Genomic DNA, 15641 nt, shown 5'->3' with positions numbered 1-15641 from the left:
GGAGCGGCTACAGATGATGTTCGTACTGGGCGTGGTGCTCTTCGCCCTCGGCATCACCGCCTCCGTCGCGCTGCACGAGGCCGGTCACATGTGGACCGCGCAGAAACTCGGCATGAAGGTGCGGCGGTACTACATCGGGTTCGGCCCGCGGATCTTCTCGTTCCGCCGCGGTGAGACCGAGTACGGCCTCAAGGCGCTGCCCGCAGGCGGATTCTGCGACATCGCCGGGATGACCGCGCTCGACGAGCTCGCACCCGACGAGTACGACCGCGCGATGTACAAGCAGAAAACCTGGAAACGCCTGGTCGTCATGTCCGGCGGCATCGCCATGAACTTCCTGATCGGCATCGTGCTGGTCTACGCCCTCGCCGTGTCGTCGGGTCTGCCGAACACGGAGACCCGCGCCGTGGTCGGCACCGTCGGGTGCGCGGCCCCGACCCAGGCCGGCGAGGAGGGCGGCTACGCGCCCGCCGAATGCGAAGGCGTCGGTCCGGCCCAGGCCGCGGGTATCCAGCCGGGCGACGTCATCGTCGCGGTCGGCGACACCCGCGTCGAGACGTTCGGTCAACTCGTTCAGGCCACCCAGCCGCTGTCCGGCACGGTCGACTTCACGGTCGAACGCGACGACGAGACCCTCACGTTCCCGGTCGCGATCCAGCAGGTGCAGCGCTGGGTTTACGAGAGCGACGACCCCGACGCCGAACCCGTCTCCCGGGAGGTCGGTGCCATCGGTGTCGGCGGGGAGCCGCGCGTTCTCGAATACACGCCGCTGTCGGCGGTCCCGGCGACGTTCGAGTTCACCGGGTATCTCGCGGCCCGCACCGCCGAGGCGCTCGTGCAGTTGCCGTCGAAGGTGTCGGACCTGTGGACCGCGGTGACCGGCGGGGAACGGGCCGTCGACACCCCCGTCAGCGTCGTCGGCGCCAGCGTCATCGGTGGTCAGTTCGCCGAAGCCGGCATCTGGCAGTCCTTCGTGCTGTTGCTCGCGCAGCTGAACTTCTTCCTCGGCGCGTTCAACCTGCTGCCGCTCCTGCCGCTCGACGGCGGGCACATGGCCGTCGCGATCTACGAGCGCCTCCGCAACTGGGTGCGGAACCTGCGGGGTCTCGCCGACGGACCGCCGGTGGACTACATGAAACTGCTTCCCCTCACCTACGTGGCCGTGGTCGTCGGCGGCGCCTACATGCTGCTGACGCTGACCGCGGACATCGTCAACCCCATCAAGCTGCTCTGACCTGCGCCGCTAGAATCGGCAGGTAGCGACGAAAGAAGGCGAAACGTGACCAGCCCCATCGGTTTGGGCATGCCCGAAGTACCCGCGGTCCTCGCACCGCGACGCAAGACCCGCCAGTTGATGGTCGGAAATGTCGGTGTCGGCAGCGACTACCCGGTGTCGGTGCAGTCGATGTGCACCACCAAGACGCACGACATCAACGCGACCCTCCAGCAGATCGCCGAACTCACCGCCTCCGGCTGCGACATCGTCCGTGTCGCGTGCCCGCGGCAGGAGGACGCCGACGCCCTGGCGACCATCGCGAAGAAGAGCAAGATCCCGGTCATCGCCGACATCCACTTCCAGCCGCGGTACATCTTCGCGGCGATCGACGCCGGTTGCGCCGCGGTGCGCGTCAACCCCGGCAACATCAAGGAGTTCGACGGCCGCGTCAAGGAGGTCGCGAAGGCCGCCGGGGACGCCGGCATCCCGATCCGGATCGGCGTCAACGCCGGTTCCCTCGACCCGCGGCTGCTGAAGAAGTACGGCAAGGCCACCCCCGAAGCGCTCGTCGAATCCGCGCTGTGGGAGGCGAGCCTGTTCGAGGAACACGGCTTCGGCGACATCAAGATCTCGGTCAAGCACAACGACCCGGTCGTGATGGTCGAGGCGTACCGGCAGCTCGCCGCGCAGTGCGACTACCCGCTGCACCTCGGCGTGACCGAAGCCGGACCGGCCTTCCAGGGCACGATCAAGTCCGCGGTCGCGTTCGGTGCGCTGCTCTCGGAGGGCATCGGCGACACCATCCGCGTGTCGCTGTCCGCGCCGCCCGCCGAGGAGATCAAGGTCGGTACGCAGATCCTGCAGTCGCTGAATCTGCGTCCCCGCAAGCTCGAGATCGTCTCGTGCCCGTCGTGCGGTCGCGCTCAGGTCGACGTCTACACCCTGGCCAACGAGGTGTCCGCCGGCCTGGAGGGCATGGAGGTGCCGCTGCGCGTCGCCGTGATGGGCTGTGTCGTCAACGGTCCGGGTGAAGCCCGCGAAGCCGACCTCGGAGTCGCCTCCGGCAACGGTAAGGGACAGATCTTCGTCAAGGGACAGGTCATCAAGACCGTCCCGGAGGCGCAGATCGTCGAAACCCTCATCGAGGAAGCGATGCGCATCGCCGAGGAGATGGAGGGCGACGCCGGGAGCGGCGCACCCACCGTTTCGGTCGGCTGAACCTTCCGACACTCCCGATTCGGGAGTGGGTTTCCGTAGGGCCGTAGCTCATGGCAATCTGGTCGGTATCGGCAGTCGACAGGTGGTGGGCACGTGCTCAAGCTTCTTGGGGTCCGGTCGCTCGGTGGACGGGACACCGCTGCGGTCTTGCGCGTCCTCGCCCGAGACCCGGTGGCGACGTGCATGGTCACCGGCCGTGTCGAGGAGTACGGCATCGCCGGCCGTTCGGTCGGCGGCGAGATGTGGAGCCGCGGCGGGGCGGAGACCTCGCTGTGCTTCTCCGGAGCCAACCTGATCCCGCTGCTCGGGGCTCCCGACGACCTGCAGGCATTCGCCGAACGTGCTGCGCGTGGACCCCGCCTGTGCTCGTCGGTCGTCGGACGCGCCGAACTCGCCATGCCCATGTGGGAACTGCTCGAGAACGCGTGGGGACCCGCCCGTGAGGTGCGCGCCGAACAGCCGCTGCTCGTCCTGGACCGTGAACCGCTCGTGACGCCCGATCCGCTCGTCCGCCGGGTGCGGCCCGAGGAGATCGACGCCTACCTGCCCGCCGCGGTGGCCATGTTCATCGAAGAGGTCGGAATCGACCCGCGTGCGGGCGACGGGGGCGTGAGCTACCGCCGTCGCGTCGCCAGCCTCATCGCGACCGGCCGCGCCTGGGCGCGGTTCGAGAACGGCGAGGTCGTGTTCAAGGCCGAGGTGGGATCGCAGTCGTCGACGGTCGGTCAGATCCAGGGCGTCTGGGTGAGTCCGGCCATGCGTAACGCCGGAATCGGATCGGCCGGCACCGCGGCGGTCGCCGCTGCGATCACCGCGGGCGGCAGGTTGCCGAGCCTGTACGTCAACAGCTTCAACGTGCGGGCCCGCGCCGCGTACGCACGCATCGGCTTCCGGCAGGTCGCCACGTTCTCCACCGTCCTGCTCGACTGAACTCTGCTCGACCGAACGACGCTGCTCGACCGAACGGCTCCGCTCGTCCGAACGACGGAGACGCCCACCACGTCCGTTGCGCCTCCCCGATGTCCGGGCATCGGGCTCCTACGATGACGGGCGATGAAAGCCAGCTCAGTTCCCCGGGCGACCTCGCCCGCCCGCCACCGTGTCCTCGTCCGGATCGTGGCGGCCTCGCTCGCCGCGGTCGCGGTCCTCGGCGGCGTCGTGGCCTGCACACCGAAACCCGCCGGACCGGAGTCGGCGGCCCAGGCGTTCCTTTCGGCATTCTCCGAGCAGGACTTCGCGACCGCCGCCGACCACACCGACCGGCCCGAGGACGCCGAAGCAGCTCTCGTCGAGACGTGGGACGGACTGCAGGCCGAATCGCTGAGCGCCGAGACTACGGGCGTGCAGATCCACGGCGAGGCCGCGACCGTCAGCTACGCCTACGAGTGGCACCTGCCGAAGGACCGGATCTGGCAGTACACCGGGACGATGCAGATGGGACGCAGCGGCGACGACTGGATCGTGCGGTGGACCCGCTCGAACCTGCACCCGCAGCTCGGCGACCGCCAGACGATGCACCTGCGCACCAAGGCCGCACCCCGGGCGCGCGTCAACGAACACTCGGGCGGGGACGTGCTGGTGCCCGGGACCGTGTACTCCATCGCGTTCGACGCGTCCGCGAACAGGGATGTCCTCGGTGCTGCCCGCGCCCTGTCCGCCGCGCTGACGCGGTTCGACAAGTCCCTCACCGCCCAGTCCATCGCCGAATCCGCGACCGCGGCGAGCGGCCCGCTCGCCGTCATCCGGCTCGTCGCGGACGACTACGCGACCGTCTCCGATGCGCTCGACGCGATCCCCGGGGTCAGCGTCGTCGAACAGGCCGATCTCGTCGCCACCGACCGGAACTTCGCCCCCGACCTGCTCGGCCAGATCAAGAAGACGGTGATCGACGAGGTCGACGGTGTCGCAGGCTGGAGTGTCGTCGTGATGAACCAGTACGGCGTCGACGTCGGTGTCCTCACCGAGACGGCTCCGCAGCCGGCGCCGTCGTTCTCCATCAGCCTGGACCGGCCGATCCAGCTGGCCGCACAGGCCGCCGTCGACGCCCGCGTCGAGCAGGCGATGACGGTCGTGATCGAGGCCTCCACCGGCGCGGTCCTCGCCGTCGCCCAGAACAAGGCAGCTGATCGGGACGGACCGGTCGCGATCGCGGGACACTACCCACCCGGATCCACGTTCAAGATCATCACTTCGGGTGCGGCGATCTCCAACGGTCTCGCCACCCCCGAGACGATGGTGCCGTGCCCGGGCCGGATCACCATCGGGGAACGCAGCGTCCCCAACTACAACGAGTTCGAACTCGGCACGGTGTCGATGGCGACGGCGTTCGCCCGGTCCTGCAACACGTCCTTCGCGAAGCTGGCCTCCGAGATGCCCGCCGACGCGCTCACGAACGCCGCCGCCGCGTTCGGCATCGGACCCGAGTACGACGTTGTCGGGCTGCCGGTGTTCTCGGGATCGGTACCGCCCGCGGAGAACGTCGTGCAGCGGGCCGAGGACGGTTTCGGGCAGGGCAAGGTGGTCGTCAGCCCGTTCGCAATGGCGCTCGCCGCCGCGACCGTCGCGGCCGGCCGGACCCCGGTCCCGTATCTGATCAAGGGACGCGAGACGACGGTCGAGGGAGACCGTCCGGTGATCACCCCGGAGATGGTCGACGGGCTGCGCGGCATGATGCGGCTGGTGATCACCAGCGGCACCGCCGACCGCATCCGGGACCAGGGCGAGGTCTACGGCAAGACCGGTGAGGCCGAGGTCGAGGGTGGGTCGCACGCGTGGTTCGTGGGCTACCGCGGGGACCTCGCGTTCGCCACGCTCGTCGTCCGGGGAGGCAGCTCCGACAACGCCGTCGCCGTCACCCGGGACATGTTCGCGGCGCTGCCCGAGGGTTACTGACCCGCCCGGGCCTCGCTGCGGCTCACTTCTCGACCAGGTGTTCCGGGTCGATCGTGGGGCCGTGGCCACCCCTGCGCTTGGCCAGGAACCAGGTGATCAGCCACAGCACGGCCCCGAGACCGAGCAGGACCGCCGCGATCCGGTACTGCGCCACGGGGCGGTCCACCAGCGGTGACACGAGGAAGATGCAGCTCGCGGCGCCGAGCACGGGGAGGACCGTCGGCGTCCGGAAGTGCGGGTGGTCGATCGGTCGGCGACGCAGCACCAGCACGGTGAGGTTGACGATCGCGAAGACGATCAGCAACAACAGCGCGGTCGTGCCGCCCAGTTCCGGCACCTCGCCGACGAAGGTGATCAACCCGAACGCCAGCAGCGTCGTGAAGACGATCGCGACGTAGGGCGTGCGCCGCGTCGGGTGCACCCTGCCGAGCGCCGCGGGCAGCACGCCTTCGCGGGCGATCCCGTAGACCAGCCGACTGGCCATGAGCATGTTGATCAGGGCCGTGTTCGCCACCGCGAACATCGTGATGAACGCGAAGATCCCCACCGGGAACGCCGGCGCACCCGCCTCGACCACCTTCAGCAGGGGAGTGTCCCCGGTGCCGAGCTCGACGGCCGGTACCAGCGCGATCGCGGTGATGGAGACCAGCACGTAGATCAGGCCGGTGATCCCGAGTCCCAGGAGCAGCACCCGGGGGAAGATCCGGATCGGGTTCTTGCACTCCTCGGCCATGTTCACCGAGTCCTCGAAACCGACCATCGCGAAGAACGCGAGTGCGGTGCCGGCGACGACCGCGCCGAAGACCGAGCGGTCGCCGGTGTCGACCTCGAGCACCCGCGAGAAGTCGCCTTCGCCGATCCCGAGCGCCCACATCCCGATCAGGATGATGATGAGCAGCCCGGACAGCTCCACGCACGTGAGGACGATGTTCGTCTTGACGCTCTCACCGACGCCGCGCAGGTTGATCAGCGCCACCACCAGCATGAACGTCAGGCCCAACGCCGTGATGCCGATGCCCTCACCGAAATCGAGATCGAACGCCTCGACGAAGTTCGCCGAGAACGCCCGCGCCGCCGTCGACGCCGAGGTGATGCCCGACGCCATGACCGTGAAGGTGACCATGTACGTCAGGAAGTGGATCCCGAACGCCTTGTGCGTGTACAGCGCGGCGCCCGCGGCCTGCGGGTACTTGGTGACCAGTTCCAGGTAGCTGAACGCCGTGATCACCGCGACGACGAACGCGAGCACGAACGGCAGCCACACGGCGCCGCCCACCTCGTTCGCGACCCTGCCGGTCAGCGCGTAGATGCCGGTGCCGAGGATGTCACCGACGATGAAGAGCAGCAGGAGTCCCGGCCCCATGACCCGTTTCAGCTGCGGAGACGACGCCGTGTCCGACACAGGGAATCCTCTCCGACCCCGAAACGGGACTGTTCAGGGCAGCAGCGACAGCCGCCGGGCGACGACGACCGCCTCGTGCCGGGTGTGCACGTCGAGCTTGCCCATCGCGCTGCGCAGATAGCTCTTCACGGTCTCCGGAGTCACCGAGAGGCGTTGCGCGATCTCGACGTTGGTGCAGCCCAGCGCCACGTGGGAGAGCACGTCGGTCTCGCGCGGGGACAGCACGACCGCGGTCGCCGGTGCCGGCGCCGGAGTGGTGGTGCCACCGCACGCCCCGGCGAGCCGGTCCGACAGCGCCCGCAGCTGCTGCCGCAGACCGGCGTCGCCGACCGTCTGGGCGAGACTACGCAGTTCGGCGTGTACTTCCCGGACCTCCGCCGTCGCCAGCGGATCGCGGTCCACGGGGCTCATCCGCGCCATCAGCGCGAGCCGCCGGTCGACCTCGTCGCGCACCGTGATCTCGTCGGAGAGACGCCGCGCCGCCTGCACGAACGCGCCCACCGCGCGATCACCCAGCGGCGCACACTCGCGGATGGCCCCGTACAGCACCGCCCGCGCGGCCCCGCCGACGAGCACCGGCACCGCGAGGATCGAGCGCAGACCTTCGCCGAGCACCGGACGATCGAAGTGGTGGGTGATCGACGACGACCGCCCGTAGTCCGCGACCGTGAGCGGCCTGGCCCGGTCCACGACCAGTCCACCGAGCCCGGCCTTCGGCGGCACGATCACTCCCTCGAGCCCGTTGGTGCGGGTACCGAGGAACTCGCTCAGCTGCAGATGGCCGTTGCGGACCTCCCCGGCGAACACGACGGAGACCTGCGCGTCGGCGGCGGTGCGGCGCAACTCGGCGCGCAGCGCGTCGCCGTCGCGGGGACGGAGGAGAGACGAGGGACCGGAAGCCGGCACGATCACCCACCCCTTTCCGGGGGTATCGAGAAGTTTCTGTGACTCGGATCATAGAGGTGGCGGTACGTTCGGGTGACGCGCATCCCCGTGACGTGCCGCCCAGACGCCCCTGTGACTGCAGACAACCCTGTGAACGCTCGACGAGGAGGACGGATCGATGGCTGCCGACTTCGCTGCCCGTGTCCGCGAACTGCTGGACCGCTACGACACCGCGGACGGATGCGCTGCGAACCTGTTGTGCGACGACCATCCCGCCGACGCGGTCGCGTTCACCGTCGTGGATTCCGATCTCTCCTCGACCGACCTGACGTACGGGTACCTGCGCGAGCAGTCGACCCGCTTCGCGGCCGCGCTGAACGACCTCGGTGTCGAACCCGGCGACCATGTCGCGACGCTGATGGGCAAGTCCGCCGACCTGGTCGTCGCGCTGCTCGGCATCTGGCGGCGCGGAGCCGTGCACGTGCCGCTGTTCACCGCGTTCGCGTCGCCCGCCATCGCGTTCCGGCTGCAGGCCAGCGGCGCGAAGGTCGTCGTCGCCGATGCCGACCAGCTCGGCAAGCTGGCGCCCAGCGAGGACATCCCGGCGGACGCACCGTGGCAGATCGTCGTCGCGGGGGACTCCGGCGACGCCGGGATCGGGCTGCACTTCGCGGACCTGCTCGCCGCCCACACCGGCGACGATCCGCGCGGTGCCGCGGTCGCGGTCGGTGGCTCCGGTGGCCTCGTGCAGCTGTTCACCTCCGGCACCACGGGAACCCCGAAGGGCGTGCCGGTTCCGGTGCGGGCGCTCGCCTCGTTCCACGCGTACATGGATTTCGGCCTCGACGTGCGCCCCGACGACGTGTTCTGGAACGCCGCGGACCCGGGCTGGGCGTACGGGCTGTACTACGCGCTGCTCGGTCCCATGGCTGCCGGCCGGCGCAGCATCCTGCTGCACGCCGGGTTCTCGCCGGCGCTGACCTGGCAGGTGATGGAGAAGTTCGGCGTCACCAACTTCGCCGCCGCCCCCACGGTGTACCGCAGCCTGCGTGCCGACTCCGGTCAGAGCCCGCAGATCCCACTGCGCCGCGCGTCGTCGGCCGGTGAGCCGCTGACCCCGGACGTGCTGACCTGGTCCGAGCACAAGTTCGGTGTCGTCGTCCACGACCAGTACGGGCAGACCGAGCACGGCATGTTCGTCGTCAACGCGTGGGCGGACGGCCTGCGCGAGGACGTGCCGCCGCTGTCGATGGGCAAGCCGTTGCCGGGCTGGTCGGTTGCGGTGCTGAAGGAGGACAGCGACGAACTCGCGGACACGAACGAGGTCGGCCGCGTCGCGATCGACACCGAGGCCAGCCCGCTGCTGTGGTTCACGGGCTACGTCGACGCTCCGGAGAAGACCGCCGAACGGTTCAGCGAGGACGGTCGCTGGTACCTGACCGGCGATGCCGGCCGCGTCGACGAGAACGGCTTCTACTTCTTCTCCTCCCGCGACGACGACGTGATCATCATGGCGGGCTACCGGATCGGGCCGTTCGACGTGGAGAGCGTGCTCGTGATGCACGAGCAGGTGGTCGAGGCAGCGGTCGTCGGTATGCCCGACGAGCTCCGCGGCGAGGTGCTCGAGGCGTTCGTGGTGCTGCGGGAGGGTGTCGAGGGCACCGACGAACTCGAGGCCGAGTTGCAGCAGCTGGTGAAGAAGAAGTTCGCCGCGCACGCCTACCCGCGGGCGGTGCACTTCGTGCCGCATCTGCCGAAGACCCCCAGCGGCAAGGTCCAGCGCTTCCTGCTCCGTCAGCGTTGAGTGCCGCGTCCCGCGGGTGATGCCTCGACGGCATCACCCGCGGGCCGGTGGGCATATCCTGGTCGTCATGTCTGTGCGCACAGCTCTCGTCCCCGGCACGCCCACCCCGATCCGTTCGGTTCCCAAGCTCATCGAACGCCCCGAGTACGTGTGGAAGCCGACCGCCGAGGAAGGCAACGAGCCGTGGGTGCAGACCCCTGAGACCATCGAGAAGATGCGCGAGGCGTGCCGGATCGCGGCGCAGGCGCTCGCCGTGGCCGGCGAGGCCGTCGCCCCCGGTGTGACCACCGACGAACTCGACCGCATCGCCCACGAGTACATGTGCGACCACGGCGCCTACCCGTCGACCCTCGGCTACCGGGGGTTCACCAAGTCCTGCTGCACGTCGCTCAACGAGGTGATCTGCCACGGCATCCCCGACTCGACGGTGATCGAGGACGGCGACATCGTCAACATCGACGTCACCGCCTACATCCACGGGGTGCACGGTGACACCAACGCGACGTTCCTGGCCGGTGACGTCTCGGAGGAACACCGCCTGCTCGTCGAACGCACCCGTGAGGCGACCCGGCGGGCCATCAAGGCCGTCGCGCCCGGCCGCGCCCTGAATGTCATCGGCCGGGTCATCGAGGCATACGCCAATCGGTTCGGATACGGCGTCGTCCGCGACTTCACCGGCCACGGCATCGGCGAGACCTTCCACAACGGCCTGGTCATCCTGCACTACGACCAGCCGTCCGTGGACACGGTCATCGAGCCCGGCATGGTCTTCACCATCGAACCGATGATCAACCTCGGCACGCCCGACTACGAGATCTGGGACGACGGCTGGACGGTCGTCACCAAGGACCGCAAGTGGACCGCGCAGTTCGAGCACACCATCGTCGTCACCGACAGCGGATGCGAGATCCTCACGCTGCCGTGACCGTGTGATCGCGTACCGTTCTGCGGCATGGAATCGACTGACGTGAGCACCGCGAGCGGCACCGTCCGGGTACGGATCGACGGACCCGAGAGCAGGCACACCGTGCTGCTGCTGCCGGGAGCGGGGGAGAGCGCGGACGTGTTCGACGCGGTGTGCGAACGCCTGCACAATTCCGACCTGCGGACGGTCGTCCCGGAAAGCCTCGACAACCTCGATGCGGCCGGGATATTCGCGCTGCTCGACGAACTGAAGCTGCCGTGGGTGCACCTGGCCGGCAGCGGTGCCGGCGCGGAACTCGCGTGGTCGGTCGCGGCCGGCAGATTCGGCCGGTTCGCGAGTCTCGTCGTCGCCGACCGCGGGCACCCGGCCGTTCCCGACGCCGACGGCACCGTGCGCGACGCGTCGGCCCCTGCAGCCGAGGTGCCCACCACCGTCGTGGTCGGCAGCGGCGCGCGGCGCGCCGAGGCCGACGCATCCATGCGCTACGTCACCGGGGAGTTCCGGGTCGTCGAACTCGACGGCATCGAGAACATCCCGGCTCAGGCCCCGGCCGAGTTCGCCTCCGCGATCGCCCTGCGTACCGGCAGCTGGTAGCGGACACCGGCGGCGCCGTCCCGACCGGAGGGCGCCGCCGGCTGTCTCACAGTCCGAGCAGCGCGTTCTCCACGACCTCCGGCAACGCCGGATGGATCCAGTACTGGCCGGTCGCCATCTCCCGGGCGGTCAGACCGAAACTCATCGCCTGGATCAGCGGCTGGATCACCGTCGACGCCTGCGCACCCATGACGTGCGCGCCGAGCAGCAGACCGGTCGACCTGTCGGCGATCAGCTTGCAGATGCCCTCGGTGTCCTCCATCGCCCAGCCGTACGCGACGTCCCCGTAGTTCTGGATCTTCACGGAGATGTCGTATCCCTGCGCGCGGGCCTGCTCCTCGGTAAGCCCGACCTCGGCGATCTGGGGGTCGGTGAACACCGCCGCCGGCACGAACCGGTGATCGGTGCGCCGCAGCGCCGACGTGTCGTCGCCCCACGCATCCTGCAGCAGGTTGTGCTGCACCACCCGCATCTCGTGATTGGCGACGTGCTTGAGCTGGTAGGGCGACGACACGTCGCCGAGCGCGAACACACCGCGCGCGGTGGTGCGCTGGAACTCGTCGACGACGATGCGGCCTTGCTCGTCCAGTTCCAGGCCACCGGCGGCTGCGTCGAGCCGGTCGCCGTTGGGCTGCCGTCCCACCGCGACCAGCAGCGCGTCACCCGCGACGACCGTGCCGTCGGAGAGCACGACCTCCACACCGTCGCCGACGGGGCGGAACTCCTTGGCCGGATTCGACAGGTGCACGTCCCATTTCTCTTGCGCGATCCGCGTGAACCGCTCGGCGATGTCCGTGTCGAGGTGACGCAGGAGCCGGCTGCTGCGCGCGAGGATCGACACCCGCACCCCGAGCGCGGAGAACACGTGCGCGAACTCCATCGCGATGAACCCGGAGCCGAGGATCACCATCGACTCAGGCAGCTTCGGCAGCCGCATCACGTCGTCGTTGGTGTGGTACTTGACGCCGCTGTCGAGGACCTCCTGCGGAATGATCGGGCGGGATCCGGCCGCGACGACGACCTGATCGGCAGTGATCGTCTCGCCCGTGCCGGTGTCGAGGGTGCGCTCGCCGACGAACCGCGCGTGCCCGCCGTACACCGTGACGTTCGCGCAGTCCTCGCGCCGGTACCGTTCACCGCCGGCCGCGATCGGGTCGATCCGGCCGAACACCCGGTCGACGATGTCGTTCCAGCGCACGCCGTCGACACTTGCGTCCACGCCGTATTTCGCGGCGGTGCGGACGGTGTGCGCGACCTCGGCCGCGTACACGTACATCTTCGTCGGGATGCAGCCGACGTTGAGGCAGGTGCCACCGAAGGTGCCCTCCTCGAGGATCGCCACCTTCTTGCCGTCGTAGCGTTCGTCGAGGATCGAATTGCCCGATCCCGTGCCGATGATCGCGAGGTCGTAATGGGTCACGCGGGGTCTCCTGCGGTTCGTGTCTGCACGTTGCCGGCGGCGGTGCGGATGTCGGCGGTGTGGTCGTTGCTGTCGTGGTTGTCCAACCCCTCCAGCCACCGGTCCAATTCCCGGAACGAGGCGGCGAGCGGACCGGGGGTGGACAGGAACACGTCGTGGCGGGCTCCCTCGATCGGCACGATCGTGGTGCGGTCGCCCAGGCAACCCGCCCAGCGCGCGATCTGCCGCACGTCGAGGACCGCGTCGACGGTGTCGATCGCGGGGTCGTACTTCGGTGCGGACCGGCTCGCCGTGGACCGGAGGATCAGCGACGGCACCCCGATGTCGAGGCCGCGATGCAGTTGCGCGTGCCCGCGCCGGACCGCCCGAAGCCAGCCGAACGTGAGCGGGAATCCGGTCAGCGGCTTCCAGTCGAGGTTGTAGTTCCAGCCTCCTGAACGCAGGCTCATCCCGTACGTGTCGAGCTTCTTCAGTGGGACGACGTCCTTGGGCCGGATCCGCCCGAGGAGGTCGATCGCGAGGGTGCCGACGTTGCGCAGATAGGACGGTCCCTGCAGGTCGAACCAGGGGCTGTTGAGGACGACCCCGCGGATTCCGGCGCCCGCGGTACCGCCTGGACGCTTGTTCAGCCGGTCCAGCCACAGCGGCAACACCAGCCCGCCCGTCGAATGCGCGACCAGCAGCACCTCCTCGCCGGTCTCGGCCCGCACGATCCGCAACGCCTCCTCGAGCTCGGCGTCGTAGTACGAGAGGTCGGTGACGAAGTGCGGAGTGTGGCCTGGGGCGCGTGAACGGCCGCATTTGCGCAGGTCCAGCGCGAAGAACCGGTACCCCTGCGCCGCGAAGTGCTCCGCGAGATGCTGCTGGAAGAAGTAGTCGGTGAAGCCGTGCACGTAGAGCACCGCGCGGTGCGGAGCGTCGCCGACGGGCTGATAGCGGACCAGGGTCGCGCTGATTTCACCTTCCCCGTCGGGATCGGTGCCGAGGGGGAGAACGAGCTGCTGATAGCCGTCACCGAGGATGTCGGGCTGCCAAGTAGTCACTATCACACTGTATTGGTGTTCATGCCGGATCGTGGTCGGGGCACAATTGGGGGGAAGGAAACGCCGAGCGACGTGCGGGTAACCTATTCGTCGCAGTCGGCGCGGCTGTGGTGGTTCCCAGATCCGGTTCGTGATCGAACGGAAGTGGAGCGGGACCACGGACGTGCACGGGACACCCTCGCGACGCGATCCCTGCGGATTCTGCGGCGCGTGCGAACAGACAAGGAAGTCGATCCTCCAGTGTCAGACAACGTGTTAGAGGCGAAGACCGATGTAGTGCTCATCGGCGCGGGCATCATGAGCGCTACCCTCGGTGCGCTGCTCCGCCAGTTGCAGCCCGACTGGTCGATCACCGCTTTCGAGCGGCTCGACGCCGCTGCCGCGGAGAGCAGCGACCCCTGGAACAACGCCGGTACCGGCCACTCCGCGCTGTGTGAGCTGAACTACACCCCGGCCAAGGCCGACGGCACCGTCGACATCACCAAGGCGATCAACGTCAACGAGCAGTTCCAGGTCTCGCGCCAGTTCTGGGCCTACGCCGTCGACAACGGGATCCTGTCCGACCCCAAGGACTTCATCAACCCGATTCCGCACGTCAGCTTCGTGCACGGCGCCGACGACGTGAAGTACCTGCGCGCCCGCTACGACGCACTGGCCGGCCACCCTCTGTTCGCGGGTATGGAGTACTCCGAGAGCCCCGAGCTGTTCTCCGAGCGTCTCCCGCTCATGGCCGCGGGCCGTGACTTCTCCGACCCGGTGGCCCTCAACTGGACCTCGACCGGCACGGACGTCGACTTCGGTGCCCTCACCAAGCAGCTCATCAACAACGTCGCCGCCTCCGGCGGCACCGTGTTCTTCGGTCACGAGGTGACCAACCTGTCGAAGCAGTCCGACGGCAGCTGGATCGTCAAGGTCCGCAACCGCCGGACCGGCGAGAGCCGCAAGGTCAACGCCAAGTTCGTCTTCGTCGGCGCCGGCGGCGGCGCCCTGCACCTGCTGCAGAAGTCGGGGATCAGCGAAGCCAAGGGCTTCGGCGGCTTCCCCGTCTCCGGTGCGTTCCTCCGCTGCACCAACCCCGACGTCATCGCGCAGCACAGCGCGAAGGTGTACGGCAAAGCCGCCGTGGGTGCGCCCCCGATGTCGGTTCCGCACCTCGACACCCGCGTCATCGGCGGCAAGCAGGGCCTGCTGTTCGGCCCCTACGCCGGCTGGTCGCCGAAGTTCCTCAAGCAGGGCGGCGTCCTGGACCTGCCGAAGTCGGTCAAGCCCAACAACATCATGTCGATGCTCGGCGTCGGCGCCACCGAACTCGGCCTGGTCAAGTACCTGGTCGGCGAGCTCACGCAGTCGCCCCGCGACCGGATCGTCACGCTCTCCGAGTTCGCGCCCAACGCCAAGCTCGAGGACTGGGAGCTGATCGTCGCCGGTCAGCGCGTCCAGGTCATCCGGCGCAAGGGCATCGGTGGCGTCCTCGAGTTCGGCACCGCCGTGGTCAACGCCGGCGACGGCACCATCGCCGGTCTGCTCGGTGCCTCCCCGGGCGCCTCGACCGCTGTGCCGGCGATGCTCGACGTTCTCGAGCGCTGCTTCCCGAAGCAGTGGACCGGCTGGCAGGGCAAGCTCCGCGAGATGGTGCCGTCCCTAGGCACCAAGCTGTCCGACGATCAGGCGCTGTTCGACAAGGTGTGGCAGTGGAGCACCAAGTCGCTGCAGCTGGACGTCACCTCCGTGGCGGAGACCACCGCCCCGATCGAGCCCGCGTCGGTCTGATCCGACCGTCACGACCCGACCCCGTCACAGGCCGGTCCGCACGCCGCGGACCGGCCTGTGTCACGAGGCCAACCAGAAGTGGGGAACCCCGGTGTCTACCAATCGCGCAGACGAGTCGTCCACCAACGGTGCAGACGAGTCCAGCTACCTCGTCGGCCTGAATCTGTCCGGTCGCCGGGTCGTCGTGGTCGGCGGCGGCTCCGTCGCCCAGCGGCGGCTCGGGCTGCTCGTCGCCTCGGGCGCCGCGGTGCACGTCGTCACCCGTGCGGCGACGCCCGCCGTCGAGAGCATGGCCACCGCCGGCCACATCACCCTGGAACTGCGCGACTACCGCGACGGTGATCTCGAAGGCGCCTGGTACGCCATGGCCTGCACGAACGAGCCCGAGACGAACGCGGCGGTCGTCGCCGAAGCCGAACGCAACCGCATCTTCTGCGTGCGTGCCGACAACGCCCGCCGCGGCAGCGCCGTC

General features: G+C 69.0%; 13 protein-coding genes. 9 read left to right on the top strand and 4 right to left on the bottom strand.

Annotated elements, in window-relative coordinates; genetic code table 11:
• Nucleotides 1–13 precede the first annotated feature (13 nt).
• The 4 genes from ACN675_RS13135 to ACN675_RS13120 all read left to right on the top strand — a co-directional run bounded on the left by ACN675_RS13135 (nucleotide 14) and on the right by ACN675_RS13120 (nucleotide 5326).
• Nucleotides 14–1234, top strand: a complete 1221-nt coding sequence (locus ACN675_RS13135) for a M50 family metallopeptidase (RefSeq protein WP_420751254.1) — start codon at nucleotides 14–16, stop codon at nucleotides 1232–1234.
• 45 nt (nucleotides 1235–1279) lie between these two features.
• Entirely contained in the window at nucleotides 1280–2434 is a 1155-nt protein-coding gene (gene ispG, locus ACN675_RS13130) for a flavodoxin-dependent (E)-4-hydroxy-3-methylbut-2-enyl-diphosphate synthase (protein ID WP_420751253.1), read from the top strand.
• Nucleotides 2435–2527: 93 nt separating this feature from the next.
• On the top strand, nucleotides 2528–3364 hold the full coding sequence (locus tag ACN675_RS13125; RefSeq protein ID WP_420751252.1) for a GNAT family N-acetyltransferase: 837 nt from the start codon (nucleotides 2528–2530) through the stop codon (nucleotides 3362–3364).
• Nucleotides 3365–3487: 123 nt separating this feature from the next.
• On the top strand, nucleotides 3488–5326 hold the full coding sequence (locus ACN675_RS13120; RefSeq protein WP_420751251.1) for a penicillin-binding transpeptidase domain-containing protein: 1839 nt from the start codon (nucleotides 3488–3490) through the stop codon (nucleotides 5324–5326).
• Between the two features lie 22 nt (nucleotides 5327–5348).
• Here the strand turns inward: ACN675_RS13120 and ACN675_RS13115 are convergent, their stop codons facing one another.
• Nucleotides 5349–6689 carry an APC family permease gene (locus ACN675_RS13115; protein ID WP_420751280.1) on the bottom strand — a complete coding sequence of 447 codons (1341 nt, stop codon included), beginning with the start codon at nucleotides 6687–6689 and terminating at the stop codon, nucleotides 5349–5351.
• Nucleotides 6690–6761: 72 nt separating this feature from the next.
• The gene (locus tag ACN675_RS13110) at nucleotides 6762–7634 is read right to left on the bottom strand and encodes a LuxR C-terminal-related transcriptional regulator (RefSeq protein WP_420751250.1); all 873 of its coding nucleotides are present in this window, start codon (nucleotides 7632–7634) and stop codon (nucleotides 6762–6764) included.
• Nucleotides 7635–7791: 157 nt separating this feature from the next.
• On the opposite strand from ACN675_RS13110, the gene ACN675_RS13105 reads away from it, so the two are divergent.
• The 3 genes from ACN675_RS13105 (at nucleotide 7792) to ACN675_RS13095 (ending at nucleotide 10936) form a co-directional block, all read left to right on the top strand.
• Nucleotides 7792–9417, top strand: coding sequence for an AMP-binding protein (locus ACN675_RS13105; protein ID WP_420751249.1), 1626 nt, complete (start codon nucleotides 7792–7794; stop codon nucleotides 9415–9417).
• A 67-nt stretch (nucleotides 9418–9484) separates the two neighbouring features.
• Nucleotides 9485–10342 (top strand): type I methionyl aminopeptidase, encoded by an 858-nt coding sequence (gene map, locus ACN675_RS13100; protein ID WP_420751248.1) that lies wholly within the window; start codon nucleotides 9485–9487, stop codon nucleotides 10340–10342.
• Nucleotides 10343–10369: 27 nt separating this feature from the next.
• Nucleotides 10370–10936 (top strand): alpha/beta fold hydrolase, encoded by a 567-nt coding sequence (locus tag ACN675_RS13095; protein ID WP_420751247.1) that lies wholly within the window; start codon nucleotides 10370–10372, stop codon nucleotides 10934–10936.
• 46 nt (nucleotides 10937–10982) lie between these two features.
• Here the strand turns inward: ACN675_RS13095 and mtr are convergent, their stop codons facing one another.
• Both mtr and ACN675_RS13085 read right to left on the bottom strand, forming a co-directional pair.
• Nucleotides 10983–12356 carry a mycothione reductase gene (gene mtr, locus ACN675_RS13090; RefSeq protein ID WP_420751246.1) on the bottom strand — a complete coding sequence of 458 codons (1374 nt, stop codon included), beginning with the start codon at nucleotides 12354–12356 and terminating at the stop codon, nucleotides 10983–10985.
• The gene (locus ACN675_RS13085; RefSeq protein ID WP_420751245.1) at nucleotides 12353–13399 is read right to left on the bottom strand and encodes an alpha/beta hydrolase; all 1047 of its coding nucleotides are present in this window, start codon (nucleotides 13397–13399) and stop codon (nucleotides 12353–12355) included. The genes mtr and ACN675_RS13085 overlap by 4 nt, the downstream gene beginning before the upstream one ends.
• Nucleotides 13400–13639: 240 nt before the next feature.
• On the opposite strand from ACN675_RS13085, the gene mqo reads away from it, so the two are divergent.
• Nucleotides 13640–15169, top strand: coding sequence for a malate dehydrogenase (quinone) (gene mqo / locus ACN675_RS13080; protein ID WP_420751244.1), 1530 nt, complete (start codon nucleotides 13640–13642; stop codon nucleotides 15167–15169).
• Between the two features lie 91 nt (nucleotides 15170–15260).
• On the top strand, nucleotides 15261–15641 hold a 381-nt coding region (locus tag ACN675_RS13075), incomplete at its 3' end, for a precorrin-2 dehydrogenase/sirohydrochlorin ferrochelatase family protein (protein WP_420751243.1).

The sequence above is a fragment of the Rhodococcus sp. O3 genome (genome assembly GCF_048897285.1).
Lineage (GTDB): Bacteria > Actinomycetota > Actinomycetes > Mycobacteriales > Mycobacteriaceae > Rhodococcus.
The sequence above is the reverse complement of the archived record's forward strand: the minus strand, read 5'-3'. Positions and strand labels throughout refer to the sequence as shown.

Bases quoted from the DNA above. Each gene is read 5' to 3' on its own strand.
- ACN675_RS13115 (WP_420751280.1), bottom strand. From the start codon at position 6,689: ATGGGGCCGGGACTCCTGCTGCTCTTCATCGTCGGTGACATCCTCGGC.
- ACN675_RS13135 (WP_420751254.1), top strand. From the start codon at position 14: ATGATGTTCGTACTGGGCGTGGTGCTCTTCGCCCTCGGCATCACCGCC.
- ACN675_RS13095 (WP_420751247.1), top strand. From the start codon at position 10,370: ATGGAATCGACTGACGTGAGCACCGCGAGCGGCACCGTCCGGGTACGG.
- ACN675_RS13120 (WP_420751251.1), top strand. From the start codon at position 3,488: ATGAAAGCCAGCTCAGTTCCCCGGGCGACCTCGCCCGCCCGCCACCGT.
- map (WP_420751248.1), top strand. From the start codon at position 9,485: ATGTCTGTGCGCACAGCTCTCGTCCCCGGCACGCCCACCCCGATCCGT.
- ACN675_RS13105 (WP_420751249.1), top strand. From the start codon at position 7,792: ATGGCTGCCGACTTCGCTGCCCGTGTCCGCGAACTGCTGGACCGCTAC.